Origin of the sequence: Paeniglutamicibacter cryotolerans (assembly GCF_014190875.1) — a bacterium.
Lineage (GTDB): Bacteria > Actinomycetota > Actinomycetes > Actinomycetales > Micrococcaceae > Paeniglutamicibacter > Paeniglutamicibacter cryotolerans.
Genome location: NZ_JACHVS010000002.1, coordinates 385107 through 410011, shown reverse-complemented (window position 1 = coordinate 410011; position 24905 = coordinate 385107). Strand labels below are relative to the sequence as shown.

The following is a 24905-nucleotide window of genomic DNA, read 5'->3' as shown; positions in this document are numbered from 1 at the left end:
CGGGCCGGTGAGGTACACCGCGCCGCCCCTTACTCGCGGCCCAGGTCGCGGTGCGTGACAGACACCGTGACATTGGGCAGCTGACTCAGCCGGTGCCCGATTTCCACTGCAGTGGCCACCGAGCGGTGTTTGCCCCCGGTGCAGCCCACGGCGATGGTGGCGTAGTGCTTGTTTTCGCGGCGGTAGCCCTCGAAGACCGGTTCCAGGGCACTGATATAGCGGGAGATGAACTCCTGGGCCCCGGTTGCCCCGAGCACGTAGTCGCTGACCTCACGCTCGAGGCCGGTGTGCGGGCGCAGTTCCGGGACCCAGTGCGGGTTCGGGATGAAGCGCACGTCGGCCACGTAGTTGGCATCGGTCGGCAGCCCGTATTTGAATCCGAAGCTCATCACGTTCAGGCGCAGCACTATCGGCCCGGATTCGGAGAATAGCTCGGTGATCGCGCGGTTCAGGTCGTGGACCGACATGTCGGTGGTGTCCACGACGATTTCGGCTGCTTCCTTCAGCTCGTGCAGCACCTCGCGTTCGGTGCTGATGCCGTCCAGGATCCGCCCAGAGCCCTGCAGCGGGTGCGGGCGGCGACCCTGTTCGAAGCGGCGGACCAGCAGGTCATCGCCGGCCTCCAGGAACAACACCCGGAAAAGCACGCCGGCGGCCGTGAGTGCGGCGAGCGATTCGCGCAGCTGCGGGAAGAAGGACTTGGAGCGCACGTCCATGACCACGGCGAGCTTCGGGATGGAACCCGCCGTGCGCGAAACCAGCTCGGTGAGCATGCCCAGCAGCGCCGGGGGCAGATTCTCCACGACGTACCACCCGTGGTCCTCGAGCGCATGCGCCGCAGTGGTACGTCCGGCGCCGGACATTCCGGTGATGATCAGCAGTTCGGTCTCGGGCGGTTTCACGGGTGACAAGTCGGTACTCATGACCACTACCCTAGTCTGCCGGGGCGATCCGGCGGTCCGCACCGATCGCACCCGCAGTGGTCACCGGGGAACCTGGGGTTCAGTCCAGGACCTCACCGGTGGTCATGTTAATGGCCGGTGCCCGATCAGTGTCCGCCGCATCGGCGGCGAAGGCATCGAGCAGGACGGCGGCCATGGCCGTCCCGATGCCCGGCACCTGCACCAGGTCTTCCGCACCGGCGGCCTTGAGCTTCTTCAGCGAGCCGAAGTGCTTGAGCAGCGCGGTGCGCTTGGCCGGGCCGAGGCCCGCTATGTCGTCGAGCACCGAGGAGATCATCGAGGCGGAGCGCTTCTTGCGGTGGAAGGTGATGGCGAAGCGGTGCGCCTCGTCGCGGATGCGCTGCATCAGGTAGAGCGCGTCGGAGGCACGGGGCAGGATCACCGGGAACTCGTCGTCCGGCAGCCAGACCTCCTCGAGTCGCTTGGCCAGCCCGACCACGTACACGTCGTCGATGCCCAAGTCCCCCAGCGCGCGCATGGCGGCGGCGACCTGCGGCGGTCCGCCGTCGACCACGACCAGCGCCGGCGGGTAGGCGAAGCGGCGGGTCGCCTTCGTTTCCTCGCCGATCTCCCCGCTGATCGCCGGGGCGGTGTGTTCCTGGTCCTCCAGGTAGCGGCGGAAGCGCCGGGTGATCACGTCGTACATCGAAGCGGTGTCATCGCGCGCAGCGTCGCCGGTGATGGAGAACTTGCGGTAGTCGGACTTCTTGGGCAGCCCGTCCTCCACGACCACCATGGAGGCGACCACGTTGGTGCCCTGCACGTGGGAGACGTCGTAGCACTCGATGCGCAGCAGCGGCACCGGGATACCCAGCGCCTCCTGCAGTTCCTGCAGCGCCGCCGAGCGCACGCTCAGGTCCCCGGCGCGGCGGGACTTGTGCAGCCGCAGTGCCTGTTCGGCGTTCTCCCGCACGGTGTCCATCAGCGCTGCCTTTTCCCCGCGCACCGGCACGCGCACGTCCACCGCCGAGCCGCGCAACCCCGACAGCCAGGAGGCGAGGTGCTCGTGGTTTTCGGGCAGCGTCGGGATCAGGACCTCGCGCGGAACCTTGTCATCCCCCTGCGCCTCGCCGTAGACCTGCAACAGCATGTGTTCGATGAACTCGGCCTGCGTGAAGTCCTCGACCTTCTCCACCACCCAGCCGCGCTGGCCGCGGATGCGTCCGCCGCGCACGTAGAAGACCTGCACCGCGGCCTCCAGCTCGTCCTCGTGGACGGCAAACACGTCGGCGTCGGTGTTTTCGGCCAACACCACCGCGTTGCGTTCGAAGACCCGGCGCAGCGCGGCGATGTCGTCGCGCAGGCGGGCGGCCTGCTCGTATTCCATCTCGGCGGCAGCGGCGGCCATCTGCTTCTCCAGCTCCCTGATGAAGCGGGTGCCCTCCCCGCCCATGAAGCGGCAGAGCTCGGCGGCTAGCTCGCGGTGGTCCTCGGGGCTGATCCGGCCCACGCAGGGCGCCGAGCACTTGTCGATGTAGCCGAGCAGGCATGGCCGCCCGGAGGCCTCGGCGCGCCGGAACACGCCTGCGGAGCAGGTCCGCACCGGGAAGACGCGCAGCAGCGTGTCGAGTGTTTCGCGGATCGCCTTGGCCGGATAAAACGGGCCGAAGTACTTGGTGTCCTTGCGCCGCTCCCCGCGCATGACCTGCGCCCGCGGGTATTTCTCCCCCATGGTCACGGCCAGGTACGGGTAGGACTTGTCGTCGCGGAAGACGATGTTGAAGCGCGGGTTGTATTCCTTGATCCAGGTGAACTCCAGCTGCAGCGCCTCCAGCTCGGAGCCCACCACCGTCCATTCGACGGAGGCGGCGGTGTGCACCATCGCGTGGGTCTTGGGCGTGAGCCCGGCCGGGTTCGCGAAGTAGGAGCTGAGCCGCGAACGCAGGTTCTTGGCCTTGCCGACGTAGATGACGCGCCCGTGCTGATCACGGAAGCGGTAGACCCCGGGCCGGGTCGGGATCTCCCCGGGTGCCGGGCGGTAGCTGTTCGGATCGGCCATGGGGTCAGCCTATTCCGCCACGGGTGCCTGGTTGTACGCGCCGGTGTATTCCTGGCCGGTCAGCTTGGCTATCTCATCGACGATGGCATCGGTGGCACGGCGGCGTTCGGGCAGCGGATGCTTGCGTCCGATGTGCTCGAACTGCAGCGGTTTGCCGAAGGAGAGGGTGAAGTGGTGCGGCCGGATCCGTTTCGCCCCGGCGGGCTGCAGGTTCTCGGTGCCGATCAGGCCCACCGGGACCACCGGGGCGCCGGTGGTCAGTGCGAGCCACCCCACGCCGGTGCGGCCTCGGTAGAGCTTGCCGTCGCGCGAACGGGTGCCCTCGGGGTAGATGCCCACGCCGCCGCCGGCCTCCAGGATCTCCACCAGCGAGTCGAGCGCCGCCACCGAGGCGGCCTGCTCACCGCGCTGGACCGGGATCGAGCCCACGGATTCGAAGAAGGACTTCATCAGCGTGCCCTTGAGCCCGGGCGTGGTGAAGTACTCGGCCTTCGCGAAGAACGCGACATCGCGCGGGGTCAGCGCCTGGATGATGATCGAGTCCAGGAAGGAGAGGTGGTTGGAGGCGATGATGACCGGCCCGGTGCGCGGGACGTTCTCCAGCCCGTTGATGGTGGGCCGGCACAGGCCGGCCAGCAGTGCGCGGATGGAGCCGCGGGTCATGTCGTACACACCCATTTAGCGTGCAGCTCCCGTCGTGGTCCCGGTCTGGGTTTCAGTCGTCAATGTCCCGGCCTTCGTTCTCGTGGTGGCGGGCAGCAGCAGCGCCGCCAGTTCGTGTGCGTCGTGCACGATGGCGTCGGCTCCCGCCGCCTCCAGCTCGCCGGGAGGGGCGAATCCCCAGCGGACGCCTATCGAGCGCAGCCCGTTGGCGGATGCCCCGGTCAGGTCGAAGCGCCGGTCCCCCACCATCACGGTGGTCGCCGGGTCCATGCCCTCGCCGGCCAGCGCCGCCGCGACGATGGCCTCCTTGCCCTCGGTGGCCGCCGCGGATTCCGCCTCCGGTGCGCCGTAGACGCCGCCCAGCAGAGGAGCGAGCCCCTGCTGGTCGATCAGCAGCCGGGCCAGCGACGTCGGCTTGGACGTCGCGACGGCCACCGGCACCCCGGCCGCGGCCAGCGCGGTGAGCAGCTCCGTGATGCCCGGGTAGACCCGGGCCAGCGCCATGCCGCGCTCGAGGTAGTGGGTGCGGTAGGTGTCGATGAGCGCGGGAATGAGCTCGGGCTCGACGCCGGGGATGCTCGCCAAACCGTGGGCCAGGCCGGGGCCGACCAGCGCGTTCAGGGATGCCGGTCCGGGGTCCTCGATGCCGTGGACCTCCAGCGCATGGCCGATGCCGCCGGTGATGGCCCCTGCCGGGTCGATCAGGGTTCCATCGAGGTCGAAAAGCACTTGGGCCGCGGAAATCATCACTCCGGTATTCTCGCATGAACCCGGGGCAACTCCCGCCCCGGCATTCCGTTTCGGGTATATGCCGGCCCTGGAGCACACCCGTCCCGGCACCCCGGAACGGATCCCGGGGTACCGGCGAATCCCGCGGGCACCGGGCCGGAGGTCAGGCGAACAGCGGGGCCAGGAAGCGCCCGGTGTGGCTTTCGGCGACCTTCGCGACCTGCTCCGGGGTGCCCTGGGCAATCACCATGCCGCCGCCGGAGCCGCCCTCCGGCCCCAGGTCGATGACCCAGTCGGCCGACTTGACCACGTCGAGGTTGTGCTCGATGGTGATCACCGTGTTGCCCTTCTCGACCAGTCCCTGCAGCACCAGCAGCAGCTTGCGGATGTCCTCGAAGTGCAGTCCGGTGGTGGGCTCGTCGAGCACGTAGATGGAGCGGCCGTTGGAGCGCTTCTGCAGTTCGGCGGCGAGCTTCACGCGCTGCGCCTCGCCGCCCGAAAGCGTGGTGGAGGCCTGCCCCAGGCGCACGTAGCCCAGCCCGACCTCGACCAGCGTGCGCAGGTGCCGGGCGATCGGGGTGAACGCGGCGAAGAACTCCGCGCCCTCCTCGATGGGCATGTTCAGCACGTCGGCGATGGACTTGCCCTTGTAGTGCACCTCGAGCGTCTCGCGGTTGTAGCGGGCCCCGTGGCAGACCTCGCAGGGCACGTAGACATCGGGCAGGAAGTTCATTTCGATCTTCAGCGTGCCGTCGCCGGAGCAGGACTCGCAGCGCCCGCCCTTGACGTTGAAGGAGAAGCGGCCCTGCAGGTAGCCGCGGACCTTCGCCTCGTTGGTTTCGGCGAAGAGCTTGCGGATGTGGTCGAAGACACCGGTGTAGGTGGCCGGGTTGGAGCGCGGCGTGCGCCCGATCGGGGACTGGTCCACGTGGATGACCTTGTCCAGCTGCTCCAGCCCGTCGATCCGGGTGTGCCGGCCGGCCACCTGCTTGGCGCCATTGAGCTTGTTCGCCATCACCTTGTACAAAATGTCGTTGACCAGCGTCGACTTGCCCGAACCCGAGACGCCGGTGACGGCGGTGAAGACGCCCAGGGGGAACTTCACCGAGACGTCGCGCAGGTTGTTCGCGCGCGCGCCGACGACGGCGACCTGGCGTTTCTTGTCGATCTTGCGGCGCTTGGCCGGGATCTCGATCTTCTTGCGGCCCGAGAGGTAGTCGCCGGTCAGCGACTCGGTGTTGGCCAGCAGGCCCTGAAGCGATCCCGAGTGCACCACCATGCCGCCGTGTTCGCCGGCGCCGGGGCCGATGTCGACGATCCAGTCGGCCTCGGCAATGGTGTCCTCGTCGTGTTCGACGACGATCAGCGTGTTGCCCAGGTTCCGCAGCCGCGCCAGGGTCTCGATGAGCCGGCGGTTATCACGCTGATGAAGCCCGATGGAGGGCTCGTCGAGCACATAAAGCACCCCGACCAGCCCGGAGCCGATCTGCGTGGCCAGGCGGATGCGCTGGGCCTCGCCGCCGGAGAGCGTGCCGGCGGCGCGTTCCAGGTTCAGGTACTCCAGCCCGACATCGAGCAGGAAGGTGAGCCGGGCCTGGATTTCCTTGAGCACCTGGTGGGCGATCTGCGCCTCGCGTCCGGTGAGCACCAGCGAGTTCAGGAAGTCGGAGCATTCGCGCATCGGCATCGCGGCGACGGCGGCGATGGATTTGCCGTTGATCAGCACCGAGAGCGAGGCGGGGTTCAGCCGGGCGCCGTTGCATTCGGGGCACGGGATCTGCCGCATGTATTCTTCGTAGCGGTCCCGGGCCTGGTCGGATTCGGTCTCCTGGTGCTTGCGGTGGATGTACTGCACCACGCCCTCGAAGCCGGTGGAGTACTTGCGCTCGCGGCCGAACCGGTTCTTGTACTGCACCACGACCTTGTGGTCCTTGCCGTGCAGGATGTTCTGCTTGGCCACGGCCGAGAGCTTGGCCCAGGGCGTGTCCATGTCGAAGCCGAGCTCGGCCGCCAGGCCCTCGAGCAGCCGGTTCCAGTACTCGGTGGTTGCCGTGCCCAGCGCCCAGGGCGCGATGGCTCCGGCGGAGAGCGGCATCGAGGGGTCCGGGACGATCAGCTCCTCATCGACCTCCAACCGGGTGCCGATGCCGGTGCAGGCCGGGCAGGCGCCGAACGGGTTGTTGAAGGAGAAGGAGCGCGGTTCGATCTCGTCGATGGCCAGCGGGTGCTCGTTGGGGCAGGCCAGGTTCTCGGAAAACGCGCGTACGCGCCCCGGATCGTCCTCGTCCAGGTCGACGAAGTCCGCGAGCACGCGGCCATCGGCCAGGTTCAATGCGGTTTCAATGGAGTCGGTCAGGCGCTGGCGCACCTCGGCGTTGATGGCCAGGCGGTCCACCACGACCTCAATGGTGTGCTTGTACTGCTTGCCCAGCTTCGGCGGGTCGGTGAGCGCGATGGTCTTGCCGTCGACCCGGGCACGCGAGTAGCCCTTGGAACTGAGCTCCTTGAACAGGTCGACGAATTCGCCCTTGCGGCCGCGGACCACCGGTGCCAGGACCTGGAAGCGGGTCTTCTCCGGCAGTTCCAGCAGCTGGTCGACGATCTGCTGCGCGGTCTGCTTGCTGACCGGTTCGCCACAGGTGGGGCAGTGCGGGCGGCCCACGCGGGCCCAGAGCAGGCGCATGTAGTCGTAGATCTCGGTGATCGTGCCGACGGTGGAGCGCGGGTTCTTCGAGGTGGACTTCTGGTCGATGGAGACGGCCGGGGAGAGTCCCTCGATGAAGTCGACATCGGGCTTGTCCACCTGGCCCAGGAACTGGCGCGCATACGCGGAGAGCGACTCGACGTAGCGGCGCTGGCCCTCGGCGAAGATCGTGTCGAACGCCAGCGAGGACTTGCCCGAGCCGGACAGGCCGGTGAACACGATCATCGCATCGCGCGGCAGGTCCAGGTCGACGTTCTTCAGGTTGTGTTCTCGGGCACCCTTGACGACCAGACGGGTCAGGTCGTGGGGCCGGGGGGTCTCGGTGTGCTCCAGGGAGCGGGAAGTAGCCACATCTTTCATGCTAAACCACAAACCATTCGAACGCTTATTCGATGTGACCAATGAGACGCCCGCGCCCGCGCATCGATGCCGTCCAGCTCCGGAGCCGCCCGCGTTTCGGCACCGGCCGCGACCGGTTTGCCGGCCTTCAGCGGGAGGCCAGCGCGGCCCGGACGTAGTCCAGTGCCGCTTCCCCCTCGATGCCCCAGGCCTGCGCGGCCTGCGCGAACACCTGCGCAGCGGCCTGCAGGTGCGCGGCCGAGGCATCCCCGGCCGCCAGCACCCGGGTCCCGTGCCGGCCCTGCGTGGCCACAACCCCGGCGGCCTCAAGCTCCTTGTATGAGCGGGCAACGGTATTCACAGCGACGCCCAGGGCTCCGGCGAGCGCACGCACGCTCGGCAGCCGGGTCCCTGCCACCAGCCGCCCGTCGCCGATGGCCTGAAGGATGCCCTGCCGGATCTGGTCATACGGCGCATGGGCCGAGCCCGACTCGATGGACAGGAAACCCAGCACGTTTTCTTCGGTCATCCGCTCCCCCGCAGGTTGCATCTCATTCACCGCTCCCGTTCCCTCTGGAAGGACAGGTGCCCGGAAGGACAGGTGGGGCGGCGGTTCAGGTCGTCGGCCCAGCCTACAGCCGGGTGGGCGCCCGGGCCGCGTATGCTGGGCGCATGAGCGAGAATTCGACACTGCTGCATGACCTGTCCGATGTCACCATCCGCCGCGCCGTCGTCTCGGAGATGGCGAACAACGTGTACCTGATCACCGCGAAGGCCACCGGCGCGCAGGTGCTGATCGATGCCGCCGCCGACCCGGAGGCGATCAAGTCGCTCTTCGCCGACGCCGAGGCCGACTCGGAGAAGGCCATCCGGCCCGCGCTCATCGCCACCACCCACCAGCACTGGGACCACGTCCGCGCGCTGGCCGACATGGTCGCCCATACCGGCGCGCAGACCGCGGCCGGCGTGGAGGATGTCGCATCCATCAAGGAACAGACCGGCGTGGGCACCGACGTGCTGCTGGGCCACGGGGACGTGGGCAACTTCGAGGGCTTCGACCTGACCTCCGTGCACCTGCGCGGGCATACGCCCGGCTCCATCGCGCTAGTACTGCGCGACTCCGACGGCACCACAGTGATCTTCAGCGGCGACTCGCTCTTCCCCGGCGGCGTGGGCAACACGCAGCAGGACCCGGCGCGCTTCACCTCGCTGTTGAACGACGTGGAGTCCCGGATTTTCGGCGTCTACCCCGACGATGCCATCGTGCTCCCCGGCCACGGCAAAACCACCACGCTGGGTGCCGAACGCCCGCACCTGGCCGAATGGCGGCTGCGCGGCTGGTAGCCCGCGGCACCGACGGCCCGGCACCGCCCGCCTGGCCGCCGGTGCCTTCGAGGTCCGGGAGCGGTTCACCGCTCCCGGGAGGGAGCTGAACCTGGGCGGCTTGAATCAGCGGCCGGCCGGCAGCCCGGAGGTCTTGGCCCTGTTGCAGGAGCAACAGAGCACCTGGAGATTATCGGCGTTTCGACTTCCACCCTTGGCTAGCGGGATGATGTGGTCCAGTTGCAGGTCGGCTGTCGCACCGCACTTTCTGCACCGCCCATCGTCCCGGGCCCAGATGTACTGCTTGGCGTCGTCGGAAACGGCAGTCAAAACGGCGGCGTTCGGCGGCGTCACCGACAGATCGGCGGTGGCCGGAGTAGTGCCGTGCTGCCGTTGGCGGCCCGTCTGGCGGGGCGTGAGCAAGGCATGGACCTGAACTGCGCTGAGCCCTTCATCGTCCCAGTAGTACTGGTTTTGGAATTGCCAGTACTTCCTGCCCTCGATGGTGGTCACTGACATGGGGTACTGCATCTGGCGATGCTGGATGCCGCTAAATTCGGCGCTAGTCAGCCTGCCGACCTGGTACGTGTTTGCGCCGATGCTCAGCCTTGCCGGCGCTGCCTTCTTCCAGAAACGTACCTGGTGCGTCATCGTGACGTTATCTGCCTTACGCAGCATTTCCGATTTTCCCCCTCTGATCCCGCCCGTCCAAGGGCCACGGGATCAACTTAATTCCAACCAACATGGTGCAAGTAATAACCTCAGCGGTGCAGATGCAACCGCGAAGCCTCGTTAGTAGTTATGGCCTGCTTCTTCGCAGGCCAGGCGGAAGGCATGCGCGTCGTTGATGACCGGGTTGCCTTTGGCATCGGCCTCCACCAGGGCCCGGAGGGCTTCGGTGCTCGCCTTCGATGCGTGTTCCGCTGCCTTCTCGCGATTCAGCGCGGTGACCGAACTGCTGCCGTCGGCGCCCTCGGGACCGAAATGGATGCAGGCCGTTTCGCCATTGAGGTCTGCCTTGCGGAAATCGACCTGGCTGGGACCGCAGGCGGTCAGCATCAGGGCAAGGGCAGCCAGGGCGGGCAGTAACTTTCGCATGCTTCCAGTCTAGGCGGAGCTACTTCTTACGCCCGACCATGAAGATCCTCCGGAACGGGAAGAGCGTCAGCTGCTTTCCATCGGGACCCGGGAACGGCGGGTAGGCCTCCACCGCCAGCCTGGAGTACTCGGCTTCGAACTCGGCGGCAGCGGACGGGCCGAGCCTTTCCAGCACCGGGCGCAGCGCCGTGCCACGCACCCAATCCAGCACTGGATCCGGACCGGCGAGCACCTGCGAGTACGTGGTTTCCCAGACGTCCGACTCGAAGCCGGCATCGAGCAGCAGGCCCAGGTACTCCGCCGGTCCACCCACGGCGTCCCCGTGGGGCAGCACTCCGGCCAGCAGCGGGGCCCAGCGCGGGGAATCAGCCAGGGTGCGCATAATCGTGTGTGAGGCGGAGCCGAAATTTCCCGGAACCTGCGCGGCGAACCAGGCACCCGGCGCAAGCGCGCCGAGCCAGCGCCCTATCAGCTCGCGATGCCCCGGGATCCACTGCAGCATCGCGTTGGAGACGACGACGTCGGTACCCGGTTCCGGCATCCAGGTGGTGGCATCGCCCTGGCCGAATTCCAGATTCGGCGCCTGCTGCCGCTCACCGGCGGCGGCTACCATCTCCACGGAGGCATCAAGGCCGCGCACGTGCGCGCCGGGCCAGCGCCCGGCCAGCGAACGGGTCAGGTTCCCGGGTCCGCAGCCCAGATCCACCACCAGGTGCGGCGCCTCGGCGGTGATGCGCCCGGTCAAATCAAAGAACGGACGGTTGCGGTGGTCGGCGAACTGGACGTACCGGGCGGGATCCCATTTCATGGCCCCAGCCTAATCCCGCGCTGTGCCCTGTGTCCTTCGGCGGGGCGGAGCTCCGGCGGCTAGGCTTGAAGCATCATGAAACTTACCGAGCTGCTGCCCGATACTCCCCCACGGGGAGCCACCGCCGAATCCACCTACGCTTCCTTCATCCAGTGGGTGGAGGACCGCGGCATCGGACTCTATCCCGCACAGGACGAGGCGGTGATGGAAATCGTCGCCGGGAACAACGTCATCCTGGCCACGCCGACCGGGTCGGGCAAGTCGCTGGTGGCCGTCGCGGCACACTTCCACGCGCTGGCCCGCGGCGAACGCAGCTACTACACCGCGCCGATCAAGGCGCTGGTCTCGGAGAAGTTCTTCGCGCTGTGCGAGATCTTCGGCGCCGAGAACGTCGGCATGGTCACCGGTGATTCATCGGTGAACCAGGATGCCCCGATCATCTGCTGTACAGCCGAGATCCTGGCCAACGTCGCGCTGCGCGAGGGCAAGGACGCCGACCTGGGCCCCGTGGTGATGGACGAGTTCCACTTCTACTCGGACCCGCAGCGCGGCTGGGCGTGGCAGGTGCCGCTGCTCGAGCTCCCGCAGGCCCAGTTCCTGCTGATGTCTGCCACGCTGGGCGACGTGAGCAGGTTCGAGGACGAGCTGCGCCTGCGCACCGGCCGCCCAACGGTGACCGTCGCCAACGCCGAGCGTCCCATCCCGTTGCACTACTACTACTCGCAGGATCCCGTGCAGGAGGCCATCGAGGAGCTGCTGAGCACCAAGCAGGTGCCGATCTACGTGGTGCATTTCAGCCAGCTCGAGGCCATCGACCGCGCGCAGAACCTGATGAGCGTCAACGTCTGCACGCGCGAGGAAAAAGACAGGATCTCCGAGCTGATCGCCGGGTTCCGCTTCTCCTCCGGCTTCGGCAAGACGCTGAACAGGCTGGTGCGCCACGGCATCGGCGTGCACCACGCAGGCATGCTGCCCAAGTACCGCCGGCTGGTTGAACAGCTTGCACAAGCCGGGCTGCTGAAGGTCATTTGCGGCACCGATACCCTGGGTGTGGGCATCAACGTACCCATCCGCACCGTGCTGCTCACGGCGTTGTCCAAGTATGACGGCGTGCGTACCCGGCTGTTGAATGCCCGCGAATTCCACCAGATCGCCGGGCGTGCCGGACGGGCCGGGTTCGATACGGCCGGGACAGTGGTGGTGCAGGCACCCGAGCACGCGGTGGAGAACAAGAAGGCGATGGAGAAGGCCCACGCCAAATTCGGCGACGATTCAAAGAAGCTGCGCCAGGTGGTCAAGAAGAAGCCACCGCAGGGATTCGTCACCTGGGGCGAGGCAACCTACGACCGCATGGTCGTCTCCGTTCCGGAGCCGCTGACGTCTTCGTTCAACGTCACCCACTCAATGCTGCTGAACCTGCTGGACCGGCCCGGCGACTCGTTCGCAGCCGCGCGCCGGCTGCTGACGGAGAACCACGAGCCCCCTGCCCGCAAGCGCGAGCTGATGCGCAAGGCCTTGGGCATCCTTCGTGAACTATTGGCCACCGGCGTCGTCGAACGGCTGGAGAAGCCCGACGAACATGGCAACATGTTGGCCCTGACCGTGCACCTGCAGCAGAACTTCGCCCTGAACCAGCCACTGTCCCCGTTTGCAATGGCCTCGCTGGAGCTCTTCGACGCCGAATCGCCCTCGTACGCACTTGATGTTGTCTCGGTGATCGAGGCGACGCTGGAAAAGCCACGCCAGGTGCTCTCCGCCCAGCAGAAGAAGGCCCGCGGCGAGGCAATTGGCGCGATGAAGGCCGAGGGCATGGAGTACGACGCGCGCATGGAGGCACTGGAAACAGTCACCTACCCGATGCCGTTGGCCGAGCTGCTCGGGCAGGCCTTCGAGACCTACCGGCAGGGCGCCCCCTGGCTGGGCGACTTTGAACTGGCCCCGAAGTCAGTGGTCCGGGACATGTACGAGCGAGCGATGAGCTTCGGCGAATACGTCGCGTTCTATTCGCTCACCCGTTCCGAGGGCATCCTGTTGCGCTACCTCACCGATGCATATAAGGCGCTGAACCAGACGGTGCCCCAGGACCTGCTGCGTGAGGACCTCGAGGACCTGATCGAGTGGCTCGGCGAGCTGGTCCGCCAGGTCGACTCCTCCCTGCTTGATGAGTGGGAGAAACTGGCAGCCGGTGGCACGCTGGAGGAGATGGACGACATCGTCCCCCCGCAGCCCGCGCGCCTCACCTCGAACGAACGCGCCTTCCGAGTGATGGTGCGCAACGAAATGTTCAAGCGCGTGCAGCTCTTCGCCGACGAGCAGGACCGTGCGTTGGGCGACTTGGACGGGCACAACGGCTTCGACGCCGATACCTGGGCCGAGGCCATGGACGCGTACTTCGACGAGCACGATGACATCGACGACGGCCCTGGCGGGCGCGGCCCGGATCTGTTGGTCATCACCCGCACCCCGACCATTTGGAAGGTGCGCCAGATCTTCAAGGACCCGGCGGACCACAACGACTGGGGCATCGACGCGACGGTAAACCTGGCCGATTCCGACGAGGCCGGTACCGCGATCATCACTGTCACCGGTGTGGGCCGCCTGGGCTAATCCGCCTCGGTTCATCGCGCGACAGGCGTGGAGCGTTTCCCCGTTCCGTACATTCGGTCCGGGGAAACGCTCCACGCCTGTTTCATGCGGAAAACCCTCCATCCGCACGGATCAATTACCCGTTGATCCGCCGGCTGAGACTGGCTGCGCGCTACTCCGGCACCCAATCCAGGTGTTCGACGCGGTTTTCCGTGTCTTGCAACCAGATTAAGACCAGGTGCAACTGTCATCTTCAACCCTTCGGGACAAATTACTCGTCAAAGGGTGAATTACAACCCGGCCCCCTCGGATTGGAAATGCAATTGGTGCTCACCAAGAGCTTCTTGGTCCTCCACACACTCATCACCATTGATTCGCTGGGCACAGTCGCCACACCCGGGATCGGCGTCCAAGGGCCACCCTCGGTCGAATACTCACCCCGGAACCGCGTCGACATTCCAACAGTGAAATCCCCGGTTTCTTGATAGACGTGGCTGCTCGGTGTTTCATCTTCGAAACTGTGGTTAGGTCGCGGCTCTCCCGGGAAGTCGAGAGTCCGCGACGTACCGTCACCATAGGCCCAGACATAGCTCATCGGGATGGCCTTCACCCGTACATCCTGGTCAAACAGCGTGATGTTGAAATCTTGGATCTCGGAACTCGCATACATATGGGCATGACCGTTCCGCAGAGAGAAACCGTCGGGCTGGCTCGCGATTGCAGAGGCCGCGATGGGCAGGCGCCGAAAGTCATCCGATGAAACTTTTGCAATGTCGTTTTCAACCCCAGGTATCTCAAAGCCGGGCTCGGAGGAACAATACAAGCGTGTGGATATGAGCTGGCCGCTTCGTGGTCCGTTCAATGCAAATATTTGCCTTGGGATCGGGGTGGAGCCATCCGCACAACTAATAGGATCCAAAATGGAGCAAGAGCTTGTAGGAGAATCAGCCAACATACAAGGATTCCCATATTCCACTCGGTATCTAAGCTTAGGGCCAGCACCTACTTCCAAACTTCTACCCGTTCCGGAGTCAGGGCCTTGCTGCTGGCTCCCTCCAGCGTTTGGGCAATGAGTTGCACCCTCAATAGCACGGGGACCCGTGGCAAAGATGGTGCCGCAAGCGATCTCAGACCCCCAAGCAGCTGAGGGGGCACCGACAGCGATTACAGACAAGAAGAGCGTAACTGAAACCCCCGCAAGATTCCTTAGAGATTTATTCATCGTCTTCTACATATGTCATTGAAGAGGCTTTCCATTGCCCATCGAATTCTGCGCTTAGAGCTCCCAGAACTGGTTTTTCTGTCGCTCTGAGAAACGGGCCGCTCTTGTTCGGCGCAGTGAAGTACGTCATTTCTTCCTGCGTATAGGAAAAAATAACAATCCCGCTTGTGTTACCGGCAAGTCGAACATCGCCTAGAGTCAGGTCCATTTCTCCACCCGTCACCCATGTGCCAGCCGCCTTGTTCACATCGGCAGGGTTGATATAGCCACTGAAACACTCCACACAAAATTTTAACGTGAGCGCTCTAAGCGGAGCTGCGTCCCGCGACTGCACAGTGTGGTTCAGCATGTCAAAATAGTGGCGCGAGAATGCTTCTAGCCCCGCCAGATCATGTTTTTTGATTGCTGCTGGCCTCACGGGCGCACGTAAATTCTGCGCAGGGCCATTCGAGCTCGCCGGAATGGGCATCGGCGTTGGTTTCGCCGTGGGTGTTGGAGATGGCGGCAGGCTGGTTGATACCGGCGCAGTGCTTTGCGGCGTTTGCGCGGCATCCGGAACCGGCGCCGGCGAAGACGGCCCGGTGCAGCCGGCCACAAGGCCAAGTACTGACACGGCCGTCATGGAGAGCAAGGCCGTACGGTTACGCTTCCAACTTTTTCTCTGATGCAGTTCCATGGATCCCCCACGGGCAAAGGCGATAGAGCGAATGCGGACAGCATAGCCTGAACCCCCGAACTTGGGCAGGGTTTTCCACAGGCCGCTCTAACGACGTGACGCTGGCACCGCAGCGGGCGAATCCGAGGACGGGAGTCAGCGGAACCGCGCATCAGCTGGAAGCAGCTCTTCGAAGCCGAGGGTAGGGCCCCGGTCTTGATCGGCGATACCCCCGAAGGAAATGGTGCCGCCGTCGGACCCTGCCGGGTCGGCGGTGCCGCCGAGCAAGTTGCGGGTCAACACGGCGGCATCGGGCATCAGCTCCCCGGCGGCCCGCAGCAAGTGCTCATCCGCCGGCGTCTGGTCGGCAATCACTGCAAGCAGTGCGGACCGGCGGGTCAGCTACTTCATGAACGAAGCGGTGGTCCCGGCGGTCTGGGTGGCGACCCGATCCAACGTCTCCGGGCGGATTGCGAGCCCGGAACCATAGAGTTCAAGCACGGCCCGGCGGGCAGCGGCATCCGGCCGGGGAATCTCCACTGCCAGGTCCACGCGTCCGGGGCGTTGCACCAGAGCCCGCTCCAGTAGTTCGACCCGGTTGGTGGTGAGCAGGAAGACGTCATCGGCGTCGGCATCGAGACCATCCAAGGCATCGAGCACCTCGAAGAGCAGCGACTGCGGGCCGTTGCCAAAGCCGCGGTCCTCGGCAATCAGGTCGCAGTCTTCCAGCACGACGATCGATGGCTGCAGCGCCCGGGCCATGCGGGTGGCCTCCGAGACCAATGCCAGCGTGTTGCCGCTGAGCAGGATCACTGTGCTGTCGGCTGCCTGGCAGACAAGCTAGCGTACCGTGTGGGTCTTTCCCGTGCCGGGAGGTCCATGGAGCAGCACGCCACGTGGTCAAGTCCCGTGGAGTGGTGTAACCGTTTTGGTGCTTCGAGGTTGGTGAGGGCTAGAAGCTGTGGTTATCTGACTCGGTGAAGGGTACCTCCTCGTGGGTGATGCCGGCGTGCTGCCAAGCGGGGTTGATCGTGCCGTCGGGCTGCCAGAAGTCCGCGGGCCAGGGCGCCGGGCAGCCGTGCTCGTCCCACCAGCCGGTGTCGTGGCCGGCAGCAAGAAGCGCGGGGTCGTCCCCGCGTTCCGGGGCAGCGGTCCGGGTGTGGCTCATGCGGCGGCTTCCAGGGTTTCCAGTCCGGGCAGGTCGCTGCGTGTTTCGGGGCCGGAGTCCACGATGGTGAGGCGGCAGCGGGCCAGGACTTCAAGGCCGAAGTAGCGGCGCCCCTCGGCCCATTCATCACTTTGCTCCGCCAGGACGGCCCCGACCAGGCGGATGATCGCGTCGCGGTTGGGGAAGATCCCGACCACGTCGGTCCGGCGGCGGATCTCCTTGTTCAAACGCTCATTGGGATTATTGGACCAGACTTGCTGCCAGACATCCTTCGGGAACGCAGTGAACGCGAGGATGTCGGCACGGGCTGCGTCCAGGTGCTCGAACACCTTCGGGAGCTTTTCCTCGACGTAGTCCAGGAGCCGGTCGAACTGGGCGTTCACGCTGGCTGCATCCGGCTGGTCATAGACCGAGTGCAGCATGGCTTTCACCGCCGGCCAGAGGTTTTTCGGGGTCGCTGACATCAGGTTCGCCGCATAGTGGGTGCGGCAGCGTTGCCAGGACGTCCCGGGAAGGTTCGCCGCGATGGCCTCGACCAGGCCGGCATGCGCGTCGGAAGTGACCATCAGGACCCCGGTCAGGCCGCGGGCCACCAGGTCGGCGAAGAACATGTTCCAGGCGGCCTTGGTCTCGCTGGTGGCCACGCGGACCCCGAGGACCTCGCGGTGACCGTCCGCGTTGACGCCGGTGGCGACCATGACCACCGCATTGATCACCCTCCCGGCCTCGCGGACCTTCATCGTCAGTGCGTCGGCGGCGACGAACGTGAACGGGCCCGCATCGCCCAGCGGCCGGGTGCGGAACGCGTGGACCTGCTCGTCGAGGTCCGTGGCCATGCGGGAGACCTGTGATTTGGACAGGGAGTGGATGCCCAGGGTTTTCACGAGCTTGTCCATGCGCCGGGTGGAGACCCCGGCAAGGTAGCAGTCAGCGACGACGGTGATCATGGCCGCTTCGGCGCGCTTGCGGCGCTCCAGGAGCCAGTCGGGGAAGTAGGTGCCCTGGCGCAGTTTCGGGATGGCGACATCGATGGTGCCGGCGCGGGTGTCGAGCTCGCGGTGGCGGTAGCCGTTGCGTTGGGCCAGGCGCTCGGATGAGGGCTTGCCCCATTCGGCGCCGGCCACGGCGTCCGCGTCGGCTGAAAGCAGGGCATTGATCATGGTTTGCAGCAAGTGACGCATCAGATCGGGCGACGCGTCGCCTAATGCTTCGGAAAGTACGGTGGCAGGGTCGACAATATGAGGAGCGGTCATCGTGAGATGTCCTTTCGAGTGGGATGTGAGAGTTTCCTCGAAGGACCCACGGTGACCGCGCCCGTTTCACGAACGTACAGGTCACTGGTGGGTGTTACACCACTCTACGGGGCACTACTCGCCACGTTTCAGGTGCGCCCCATGCTCCAGCAACTGCGCGCTGTACCGGCCCACCTCCAGCACCTGTGCTTCAATCCGGTCAAGTGTCCCGTCGGGCAGGACTACGTCGTGGGCGGACACCGGACGGCGCCGGTGGAAGGTGATGCCAGCGGCGGAGTCCGAGTCGTCGCTGGCAGTGAACGAGATGACGTGACCACGGAAGATACTGTGCTCGCGCAGCCCGGACCGGAACTCCTCAATGAAGGCATCCATCGTTTGTGCTGCGACGCCCAGCACCTCGAGCGTGGCTTGGGTGCGGCCGTATTGCGGATGTGCTTGGCGCAGCAGCACCACGAGCGCTGAACCGACGAAGTTGAACCGTTAAAGCCCGCAGCTGACGACGCGCGTTTCCTCATCCGGGCCGATCGACACGGTTTCATAGTCCGGCTCCCCGATCCTCCCGGCGGGCATCCCGGTACCGCCCAGGAGATCGGAGAACTCCATATGATGGCGTTCCTGCCCGGCCAAGCCCAGCAACCGGGCCCCCCGATCCGCAGCCATCAAGTGGTCAAGTAGTTGCCCGGCGTCAGCCAGCCGGTGCTGGGCAATCGACTCGGTCACCACCGGGAGGGTCGCGGGCGCGACACCCAGGTGAGCCGTCAGGACGGGGACTGTTAGCTCCCCGTCGGCCGGCTCGAGCGACTCGTGCGCCAGCCGGGAAAGAACAGTGAAGTCATTGAGGAAGGCCCGCATCCGTTCATCCATGTGCGGAGCCTATCAGGGGCTTCCCCGGGGACGATCGAATGCGGGCCGGAAGCTCGCCGAACCGGTTGCTAGGTGCGTGGGTCGGTAGTCGTTTGACCAACGGCACCACACACGAAGGAATACCGGCCCGGCCCGGCCGCCGCAGGGTCACACCACGGAGAAAAAGGCCTTCGGGCGCATCCGCCCTTCCCCGGGGCCCTCAAACCGGACCAGTGGGTTCTGGCGCGCAGCGCCAGGGCCCACCTCCGACCCTGGCTATCCGGCACCCTGGGCCCGGAACGCATGCAACTTGAGCAGGTTATGCCCTGCCGCCAACAACTTCCACTCCGCCTGCGCGTTCTGAAGTCCGCGCAACAACAAGTGCTTACCCTGACGGGTTTTGATCTGCCCGAACACCGGTTCCACGATGACCTTCCGGCGCGAGTAGATCTTCTTGCCGGGCTTGGTCTTCAGCTTCCGGGCCATCCGCTCACCCAAGGTGGCGTTGGCCGGGATCCGGCCCCGCGGGGACTCCGGGATCGGGGTGGAGTGCTTCACCCGGGCGGTGGAGATGAAGAACCCGGTCCCATGCTCCGCCTCCATCCGCCCCGCCTCCACCAGGTTCGCCTTCGAGCAGTACCCGGTATCGGCGCTCAACGTTTTGGGCATCATGCCCAGGTTTTCCTGGACCCGCTCGACCATGGGGACCAGCTGTCCGTAATCGTTGGCCCCTTGGCCCAACTCGGCGGCAACAATGACCTGATGCCCGGCGTCCACCACCGCCTGCGCGTTATAGCAATAGTGATAGGACCCGTCGGCGGTCTTCATGATCCGCGCTTGGGGATCCGTGAAATTCCGTTGCGCCGTGGGCCTCGGTTCCGATTCCCGGGCCGCGGTGTCACCGGCACCGGTGATCTCATCATCGTCATCCCCGCGCTTGGCGGCCTTCTCTTCGGCTTCTACCCGTGCCTTGTCCGCGGCCTCCTGCTCCAAGGAAGCCCGTGCGGCGGCCATGGCCTTGGACCGGGCCTGCCGGTTGGCCAGTTCCACCGGCAGCTCGTCCCCGCGCTTACCGGGACCGAACTTCGCGTCCTCGGACTCGTCCACGGTCTTGGCCTCCGCCATCAGATCGCTGATCTCCTGGGCCAGGACCTTCTGCTTTTCGGTCAGCCGCGCGTAGGACATCGCCTTGTGCCGAGAGGCGTTGGCCCGCAGCTTCGTTCCGTCCAGCGCGACCATCCCGAGTTTGACCATGCCCGCGGCCCGGCAGAGTTCTAGCGCCTGCAGGAACACGTTGGCCAAGGCGGCCAGGTGGCGTTGGCGGAAGCGGCCGATGGATCGGAAATCCGGGGCCTGTTGGGCGGCCAGCCAGCGCAACGCCACCACGTCCGTGCATGCGCGCTCCAGCTGGCGGGAGGAGCGGACCCCGGTGCAGTAGCCGTAGAGCACGATGCGCAGCATCAGCCGTGGGTCGTACGGCGGCTGGCCCTTGGCCTTTTTGTGGGAGGCGTAGAACCGGGTCAGGTCCAGCTCGTTCTCGACCAGTTCGGCGATGAACCGGGCCAGGTGCCCCTCGGGCAGCCACTCCTCCAGGGAGGGTGGCACCAGCATCACCGCATCGGGTTCAAAGGCCCTGAACCGCTTCCGCTCCCCGCCGTTGGCATCCATCAGCCCGTCATCAACGGGCTCGAGGCGCTCCACCAGGGATGCGTCGAACAAGCCGTCCTGCGGGATGGAAGAAGAAGGGGAGTTCATACCCCTCATTCTTCCAGCGACCCCTTTGCGGCCCTGGTTAATTCCTCGGCGTTTTAAGAATCATTTGAGCCCGGCACCCGACTACCGACCCACACACCTAGAGCCCGAAAAGAGCTATCAAGGGTTCGGAACGGGTCTTGATGATGCCCAGGATCGGCAGCGTGATGCCCAGGAACGCGTATATCGAGATGGGCACGCACATCGCCCATTCACGGCCCGATCCGGCCTTGCCCAGGATCGGGAACGCCACCCGGCCGCTGGGCTTCCAGACGTCCTTGAGCAGCGGGATCCTACGCAGGATTTTGGGGGACTTGATCTTGATCGGCCAAAGCAAGTTGCAGCCGCCGACGGTGAGCATGTCCCCGGCAATATGGACCGCGGTGCCCAGCGCCATCGCCAATACGAACCAGTACTGTTCCTCGGGCGAGAACAGCGCAACGAACGCGCCGGCGGGTATGGCCACCAGCCAGGGGAACTTGCGCATCCGATCGGGCACGAACTTCAGGGCCTTCAGCGCGAAGGCGACCAGCAGTATTGCCAGGATCCCGGCACCCGGGAAGATGACGCCGAAGCGTTCGGTGTCCACCGTCCACATCCCGGCGAGCCAGGCAATCAACGTGAACACCCCCATGCCCAGCAGCGAGTGGGTGCCGTTGCGGTGGCCACCGGAGATCTCGCCGATTCCGGCACAGACCGCGTTCGATACCGGCGGCAGCGAATGCGCTATGGTCGCGTGGCGGTGGTCGGCATCGGGCACCAGCGCGGCACCGGCACACACCAGCGCGCCGGCTGCAATGCCGGCCGGGGAGACGTCGAAGAGCCCGAATCCGAGGGGAATGGATTCCGGGAGGAAGGAGATGCGCTCGGCCAACGAGCCGAGCGGAAGGTGGAAATTCGTGGTCACGGCAATCCAAGCGGCGGCGCCGCTGGCTGCGTGGTGTCCGCCCATCATTCGGGTGGACCCCCTTTGCTGCTGGAGATGGAACATCGGTGGATCGGCCCGTCCGGCATACTCCCGCGCGGGCGTCATCAACCCTATGTCGCGGCTCCGTCATTTAGCGTCCACCACACGGCGGGGTGCCGATAGGCTGGATCACATGAGTACCCCGCGCATAGCTCGCCCCGACGATGTCCCCGTGATCCTCGAACTCATCCACGAGCTCGCCGTCTACGAACGCGAACCCGACGCGGTGAAAAACACCCCCGAGCTACTGCACTCGCACCTGTTCGGGGACAATCCGCGGGTCTTCGCCCACGTTTCCGAGGGGATCCTGCCCGGCGGCGAGGAACCGGTGGTCCTCGGGTTCGCGCTCTGGTACCTGACCTACTCCACATGGGAGGGCACGCACGGCATCCATCTGGAGGACCTCTATGTGCGCCCCGAGGCCCGCGGTGGTGGACACGGCAAGGCACTGCTGGGCGAGCTGGCCCGGATAACCGTGGAGCGCGGCTACAAGCGCTTGGAGTGGAGCGTGCTGGACTGGAATGCACCGGCCATCGGCTTCTACGATTCCCTCGGCGCCGGTTCGATGGACGGGTGGACCGTCCGCCGGCTCGATTCCGACGCGTTGGCCAGAGTCGCAGCTGCGGCTTCAGCCACCAGGTCCGGCGCGTGAGCGCCCTCGGCCCAAACGCTCACCTGCCCGCCGGCATCGCACCTTTTGGCCATGTGGTGACCGGTGAACACGAGTTCCGCGGCATGCGCACCGTCGAACACCACTTCACGCTCCCGCTTGACCACGCACGGCCCGAGGTCGGGGTCATCAACTTGTTCGCGCGTGAGCTGAGCTCCACCGAGCACGCGGATCCGGCCGCGTTGCCCTGGCTGTTGTACCTGCAGGGCGGGCCCGGCGGTGCGTCCCCACGCCCCGGATCGCTCTCCGGGTGGATGGCCGAGGCGGCCAAGACCTTCAGGATCCTGCTGCTTGACCAGCGCGGCACCGGGCTCAGCACTCCCGCCAACCGGCAGACGCTTCCTTTGTGCGGGGATGCCGCGGCGCAGTCCGCTTACCTGACCCATTTCCGCGCCGACTCGATCGTCCACGACGCCGAGGCCATCCGCGCCCTGCTGGGCGCCGACAAGTGGAGCACGTTCGGGCAGAGCTACGGCGGCTTCTGCACGCTGACCTACCTCTCCATCGCTCCCGAGGCGCTTGAGCGTTGTCTGGTCACCGGAGGGCTGGCCTCGCTCACGGCCACGGTCGACGATGTCTACCGGGCCACCTATGCACGCATGGCCGAGCGTAATGCCGAGTACTTCGGTTGGTACCCGAGCGACCGCGTGGTGCTGGACCGGGCGATCGGGCACCTGCGCACCACAGCCGAGCACCTGCCCGACGGGCGCCTCCTCACCGTGGGGCTGGTGCAGATGCTCGGGCAGTTCCTGGGCGGGAACGCACGCATCCACCAGCTGCACCACGTCTTCGAGCAGGCGTTCGTGCCCACGCCCGGCGGCGAGCGGCTCTCCGACGCGTTCCTGGCAGCCGTCCAGGCCCAGGCCGAGCGGGCCACCCACCCGCTCTACGCGCTGATGCACGAGTCGATCTATGCGCAGGGGACCGCCACCGATTGGTCCGCCGAGCGGGTGCTTGAGGATTTCCCGGCCTTCTCCCCCGATGCCGCCGCGCCGTTGCTGACCGGTGAAATGGTCTACCGCTGGTACTTCGAGAACGATCCTGCGCTGCGCCCCCTGGAGGCCGTCGCCAGCCTGGTGGCCGAGCGCGACGACTGGGGTCGGCTCTATGACCTCGCGGCGCTGGCGGCGAATACCGTGCCGGTGGCAGCGGTCGTCTACACCCACGACGTGTATGTCGATAAGGACTTGTCGCTGGCCACGGCGGATGCGGTTGGGAACTTGAGGGTCTGGGAGACGGCCGATTTCCACCACGACGGGATCGCCGATGAGGGGTCCGAGATCTTTAAGCGGTTACTGGGCCTGACCAATGAACGGGCCCTCCCCTAGCCGACCATCCCCCCGCAAAGAGTGGTGGAAATATGGTGGAGCAATTCCTGTTCGGTGGAGGCGGTCAAGGGTGACGGGGCCCCGTTGAGCGCAAGTGCGATGAGGATTCGTAGCACTCAGCTGCCTCTGGCACTGATCGATACCGCACACATTGTTAGGGACGACGTAGCGGGAGCCTCGCATATTTCTGGAATGAAATCCGAGCCTCCCCTACCCACTGAGAAAATCCACGAAGGCCAAGGTGAATGCTGTGATTTCGGCCCGGGCAGCATGCGCCACCAGCCAAGGCTGGCCTCTGCTGGCTGGGGAGCCGGCATCACCCATGCTTGCAGACAAGGTGCCCGCCATCGCCTTGAAGGCACCTTCTTCCAACAACGTGGGCCATGACGCGTCAAATCTTCTTTCACGGAACCATTCCGTCATTAGAAGCCGACATCGAGAGCACCCTGGCGCGGAGCATTGTCGGCTCAGTACCGGCACAGCAGCAGAAAACAGCACTCGGTTCACCGCATCAAATGGTGCTGCGGAAAGGGACCGCGCGTCCGTCAACGAAACCATCCCTACGGGTAGGGTCGTTCATCACCGGCGATTCACCATCCCGTGATGGCTTGCTCCCCGGCAAAGCACGGGTAGAAAGAAGGACGCATCCCAAGGGTTGCGTCGGGCTGGCCACGCTATGGCCTTCACCCCGGCATCAGCGCCGAACCGTATCTAAATATCACCAGCGAAGTTGGAATTTTCCACCCTGCATCACCGAGTGCATCACCCGTTCCGTATTCTCGGGCATTCGAAGAAGACATACGCTGAACCCATGGATTCTCACGAAGTACAGCTTGCTCGCTACCCGGATGGCGCCATCGGGGCCCGTGATTTCACGATCGCACCAGCGCAAGTCCCCGCGCTTGGCCCCGGTCAGGTCTTGGTGCGCCTGCGTCGGCTGGGCTTGAACGCCGGGCTGGCCAACCGGATTGGTGGTCCGGATACGGCCTATGGACCGGGCATCCGCATTGGTGACGTGCCGGCGAGCGACGGCGTGGTGGAGGTTCTTGAATCACATAGCAGTGAATTCCAAGTTGGTGACCTCGCAGTCCGAAAATCACCATGGCGGATTACGGATGTTTCGGCTGCCGGTGAGCTGCGGCGCATCCCCCAGCAAGAGGCTGATGTTCCCCTAGAGGCTCATCTGACGGTGCTTGGCCATGTCGGCTTTACCGCATACACCGGCATGATGCGGTTTGGCGGTGTCCGGGCGGAGGACACCGTGTATGTCTCGGGTGCCGCCGGCGGGGTAGGAAGTTGCGCCGTGCAGTTTGCCAAAGCCATAGGCGCCACCGTGATTGGCAGCGCCGGTTCACCGGAAAAGGTTCAGCTACTGAGGGAGCTGGGCGCCGATACGGCCTTTAACCATCACGACGGCACAGCGCTAGAACTGCTTCGCCATGCCGCCCCGGACGGACTCGATCTGTTCTACGACAACGTCGGCGGCGAACAGCTGGAAGCTGCCCTGGAGATGCTCCGCTTTAGCGGGCGCGTTGTCATCTGCGGTGCCGCCTCACAGTATGGGAAGGGTACACAGCGCCGTGGTCCCGCGAACTACGCGCAGATGATTTACCGGCAACTAACCATGCGTGGCTTTGATGTGACATCGAATGAGGACCTGCGACCTGATTTCGAGGCCGATGCCACCCGATGGTTACGTGCCGGGAAAATTCGCAGCGTCCACACCGTCATCGACGGCTTTGACCGCACCCCCGAGGCTTTCGCATCGCTTCTCTCCGGTGGTAACAGTGGCCGCATGATTGTCTCCTGCGACGACTGACCTCGAATCGATAGGCC

General features: G+C 65.5%; 23 protein-coding genes and 1 pseudogene. 5 read left to right on the top strand and 19 right to left on the bottom strand.

Annotated features, from left to right (window positions below):
* Window positions 1–29: 29 nt before the first annotated feature.
* The 6 genes from rapZ to E9229_RS14985 all read right to left on the bottom strand — a co-directional run bounded on the left by rapZ (window position 30) and on the right by E9229_RS14985 (window position 7925).
* The gene (rapZ, locus tag E9229_RS15010) at window positions 30–923 is read right to left on the bottom strand and encodes an RNase adapter RapZ (RefSeq protein ID WP_183512436.1); all 894 of its coding nucleotides are present in this window, start codon (window positions 921–923) and stop codon (window positions 30–32) included.
* Between the two features lie 79 nt (window positions 924–1002).
* On the bottom strand, window positions 1003–2961 hold the full coding sequence (gene uvrC / locus E9229_RS15005; RefSeq protein WP_183512435.1) for an excinuclease ABC subunit UvrC: 1959 nt from the start codon (window positions 2959–2961) through the stop codon (window positions 1003–1005).
* A gap of 9 nt (window positions 2962–2970) precedes the next feature.
* The gene (locus E9229_RS15000; protein WP_183512434.1) at window positions 2971–3639 is read right to left on the bottom strand and encodes a lysophospholipid acyltransferase family protein; all 669 of its coding nucleotides are present in this window, start codon (window positions 3637–3639) and stop codon (window positions 2971–2973) included.
* Complete coding sequence (locus tag E9229_RS14995; protein ID WP_183513081.1) at window positions 3640–4371, bottom strand: HAD hydrolase-like protein; 732 nt, start codon at window positions 4369–4371, stop codon at window positions 3640–3642.
* A 145-nt stretch (window positions 4372–4516) separates the two neighbouring features.
* Window positions 4517–7417, bottom strand: a complete 2901-nt coding sequence (gene uvrA, locus E9229_RS14990) for an excinuclease ABC subunit UvrA (protein WP_183512432.1) — start codon at window positions 7415–7417, stop codon at window positions 4517–4519.
* A 127-nt stretch (window positions 7418–7544) separates the two neighbouring features.
* A complete protein-coding gene (locus E9229_RS14985; RefSeq protein WP_183512431.1) occupies window positions 7545–7925 on the bottom strand; it encodes a GntR family transcriptional regulator in 381 nt (126 codons plus the stop codon).
* 143 nt (window positions 7926–8068) lie between these two features.
* On the opposite strand from E9229_RS14985, the gene E9229_RS14980 reads away from it, so the two are divergent.
* The gene (locus tag E9229_RS14980; protein ID WP_183512430.1) at window positions 8069–8740 is read left to right on the top strand and encodes an MBL fold metallo-hydrolase; all 672 of its coding nucleotides are present in this window, start codon (window positions 8069–8071) and stop codon (window positions 8738–8740) included.
* Window positions 8741–8845: 105 nt separating this feature from the next.
* On the opposite strand, the gene E9229_RS14975 is transcribed toward E9229_RS14980, so the two are convergent.
* From E9229_RS14975 to E9229_RS14965, 3 genes are all read right to left on the bottom strand, one after another.
* A complete protein-coding gene (locus E9229_RS14975) occupies window positions 8846–9397 on the bottom strand; it encodes an HNH endonuclease (protein ID WP_221184674.1) in 552 nt (183 codons plus the stop codon).
* Between the two features lie 114 nt (window positions 9398–9511).
* Window positions 9512–9817 (bottom strand): hypothetical protein, encoded by a 306-nt coding sequence (locus E9229_RS14970; protein WP_183512429.1) that lies wholly within the window; start codon window positions 9815–9817, stop codon window positions 9512–9514.
* Between the two features lie 19 nt (window positions 9818–9836).
* Entirely contained in the window at window positions 9837–10625 is a 789-nt protein-coding gene (locus E9229_RS14965; protein WP_183512427.1) for a trans-aconitate 2-methyltransferase, read from the bottom strand.
* Window positions 10626–10700: 75 nt separating this feature from the next.
* On the opposite strand from E9229_RS14965, the gene E9229_RS14960 reads away from it, so the two are divergent.
* Window positions 10701–13232 (top strand): DEAD/DEAH box helicase, encoded by a 2532-nt coding sequence (locus E9229_RS14960; RefSeq protein ID WP_183512426.1) that lies wholly within the window; start codon window positions 10701–10703, stop codon window positions 13230–13232.
* A gap of 250 nt (window positions 13233–13482) precedes the next feature.
* On the opposite strand, the gene E9229_RS14955 is transcribed toward E9229_RS14960, so the two are convergent.
* The 10 genes and pseudogenes from E9229_RS14955 to E9229_RS14910 form a co-directional block, all read right to left on the bottom strand.
* The gene (locus E9229_RS14955; RefSeq protein WP_183512425.1) at window positions 13483–14073 is read right to left on the bottom strand and encodes a hypothetical protein; all 591 of its coding nucleotides are present in this window, start codon (window positions 14071–14073) and stop codon (window positions 13483–13485) included.
* Window positions 14074–14425: 352 nt separating this feature from the next.
* A complete protein-coding gene (locus E9229_RS14950; protein WP_183512423.1) occupies window positions 14426–15109 on the bottom strand; it encodes a DUF6318 family protein in 684 nt (227 codons plus the stop codon).
* 135 nt (window positions 15110–15244) lie between these two features.
* The gene (locus E9229_RS19880; RefSeq protein WP_183512422.1) at window positions 15245–15463 is read right to left on the bottom strand and encodes a hypothetical protein; all 219 of its coding nucleotides are present in this window, start codon (window positions 15461–15463) and stop codon (window positions 15245–15247) included.
* Window positions 15464–15490: 27 nt separating this feature from the next.
* Window positions 15491–15979, bottom strand: a pseudogene (locus E9229_RS14940) (AAA family ATPase).
* A gap of 61 nt (window positions 15980–16040) precedes the next feature.
* Complete coding sequence (locus tag E9229_RS14935) at window positions 16041–16256, bottom strand: hypothetical protein (protein WP_183510243.1); 216 nt, start codon at window positions 16254–16256, stop codon at window positions 16041–16043.
* Window positions 16253–17509 (bottom strand): IS256 family transposase, encoded by a 1257-nt coding sequence (locus tag E9229_RS14930; RefSeq protein ID WP_183510242.1) that lies wholly within the window; start codon window positions 17507–17509, stop codon window positions 16253–16255. The genes E9229_RS14935 and E9229_RS14930 overlap by 4 nt, the downstream gene beginning before the upstream one ends.
* Before the next feature lie 114 nt (window positions 17510–17623).
* Entirely contained in the window at window positions 17624–17959 is a 336-nt protein-coding gene (locus E9229_RS14925; protein ID WP_183512421.1) for a hypothetical protein, read from the bottom strand.
* Window positions 17960–17989: 30 nt separating this feature from the next.
* Window positions 17990–18373, bottom strand: coding sequence for a hypothetical protein (locus E9229_RS14920; protein WP_183512419.1), 384 nt, complete (start codon window positions 18371–18373; stop codon window positions 17990–17992).
* A 255-nt stretch (window positions 18374–18628) separates the two neighbouring features.
* A complete protein-coding gene (locus tag E9229_RS14915) occupies window positions 18629–20020 on the bottom strand; it encodes an IS1182 family transposase (protein WP_246380877.1) in 1392 nt (463 codons plus the stop codon).
* A gap of 184 nt (window positions 20021–20204) precedes the next feature.
* Entirely contained in the window at window positions 20205–21056 is an 852-nt protein-coding gene (locus E9229_RS14910) for a metal-dependent hydrolase (protein WP_312855752.1), read from the bottom strand.
* Window positions 21057–21204: 148 nt separating this feature from the next.
* On the opposite strand from E9229_RS14910, the gene E9229_RS14905 reads away from it, so the two are divergent.
* The 3 genes from E9229_RS14905 to E9229_RS14895 all read left to right on the top strand — a co-directional run bounded on the left by E9229_RS14905 (window position 21205) and on the right by E9229_RS14895 (window position 24888).
* Complete coding sequence (locus tag E9229_RS14905) at window positions 21205–21723, top strand: GNAT family N-acetyltransferase (RefSeq protein ID WP_183512416.1); 519 nt, start codon at window positions 21205–21207, stop codon at window positions 21721–21723.
* Between the two features lie 83 nt (window positions 21724–21806).
* Complete coding sequence (locus E9229_RS14900) at window positions 21807–23069, top strand: alpha/beta fold hydrolase (protein WP_183513079.1); 1263 nt, start codon at window positions 21807–21809, stop codon at window positions 23067–23069.
* 730 nt (window positions 23070–23799) lie between these two features.
* Window positions 23800–24888 carry an MDR family NADP-dependent oxidoreductase gene (locus E9229_RS14895; protein ID WP_221184673.1) on the top strand — a complete coding sequence of 363 codons (1089 nt, stop codon included), beginning with the start codon at window positions 23800–23802 and terminating at the stop codon, window positions 24886–24888.
* Window positions 24889–24905 lie beyond the last annotated feature (17 nt).

Coding starts and splice junctions, on each gene's coding strand:
- E9229_RS14970 (WP_183512429.1), bottom strand. CDS start 9,817: ATGCGAAAGTTACTGCCCGCCCTGGCTGCCCTTGCCCTGATGCTGACC.
- uvrC (WP_183512435.1), bottom strand. CDS start 2,961: ATGGCCGATCCGAACAGCTACCGCCCGGCACCCGGGGAGATCCCGACC.
- E9229_RS14915 (WP_246380877.1), bottom strand. CDS start 20,020: ATGGATGCCAACGGCGGGGAGCGGAAGCGGTTCAGGGCCTTTGAACCC.
- E9229_RS14910 (WP_312855752.1), bottom strand. CDS start 21,056: ATGGGCGGACACCACGCAGCCAGCGGCGCCGCCGCTTGGATTGCCGTG.
- E9229_RS14975 (WP_221184674.1), bottom strand. CDS start 9,397: ATGCTGCGTAAGGCAGATAACGTCACGATGACGCACCAGGTACGTTTC.
- uvrA (WP_183512432.1), bottom strand. CDS start 7,417: ATGAAAGATGTGGCTACTTCCCGCTCCCTGGAGCACACCGAGACCCCC.
- E9229_RS14980 (WP_183512430.1), top strand. CDS start 8,069: ATGAGCGAGAATTCGACACTGCTGCATGACCTGTCCGATGTCACCATC.
- E9229_RS14950 (WP_183512423.1), bottom strand. CDS start 15,109: ATGGAACTGCATCAGAGAAAAAGTTGGAAGCGTAACCGTACGGCCTTG.
- E9229_RS14920 (WP_183512419.1), bottom strand. CDS start 18,373: ATGGATGAACGGATGCGGGCCTTCCTCAATGACTTCACTGTTCTTTCC.
- E9229_RS14900 (WP_183513079.1), top strand. CDS start 21,807: ATGCGCACCGTCGAACACCACTTCACGCTCCCGCTTGACCACGCACGG.
- E9229_RS14930 (WP_183510242.1), bottom strand. CDS start 17,509: ATGACCGCTCCTCATATTGTCGACCCTGCCACCGTACTTTCCGAAGCA.
- E9229_RS14905 (WP_183512416.1), top strand. CDS start 21,205: ATGAGTACCCCGCGCATAGCTCGCCCCGACGATGTCCCCGTGATCCTC.
- E9229_RS14965 (WP_183512427.1), bottom strand. CDS start 10,625: ATGAAATGGGATCCCGCCCGGTACGTCCAGTTCGCCGACCACCGCAAC.
- rapZ (WP_183512436.1), bottom strand. CDS start 923: ATGAGTACCGACTTGTCACCCGTGAAACCGCCCGAGACCGAACTGCTG.
- E9229_RS14960 (WP_183512426.1), top strand. CDS start 10,701: ATGAAACTTACCGAGCTGCTGCCCGATACTCCCCCACGGGGAGCCACC.
- E9229_RS14985 (WP_183512431.1), bottom strand. CDS start 7,925: ATGACCGAAGAAAACGTGCTGGGTTTCCTGTCCATCGAGTCGGGCTCG.
- E9229_RS14995 (WP_183513081.1), bottom strand. CDS start 4,371: ATGATTTCCGCGGCCCAAGTGCTTTTCGACCTCGATGGAACCCTGATC.
- E9229_RS15000 (WP_183512434.1), bottom strand. CDS start 3,639: ATGGGTGTGTACGACATGACCCGCGGCTCCATCCGCGCACTGCTGGCC.
- E9229_RS14935 (WP_183510243.1), bottom strand. CDS start 16,256: ATGAGCCACACCCGGACCGCTGCCCCGGAACGCGGGGACGACCCCGCG.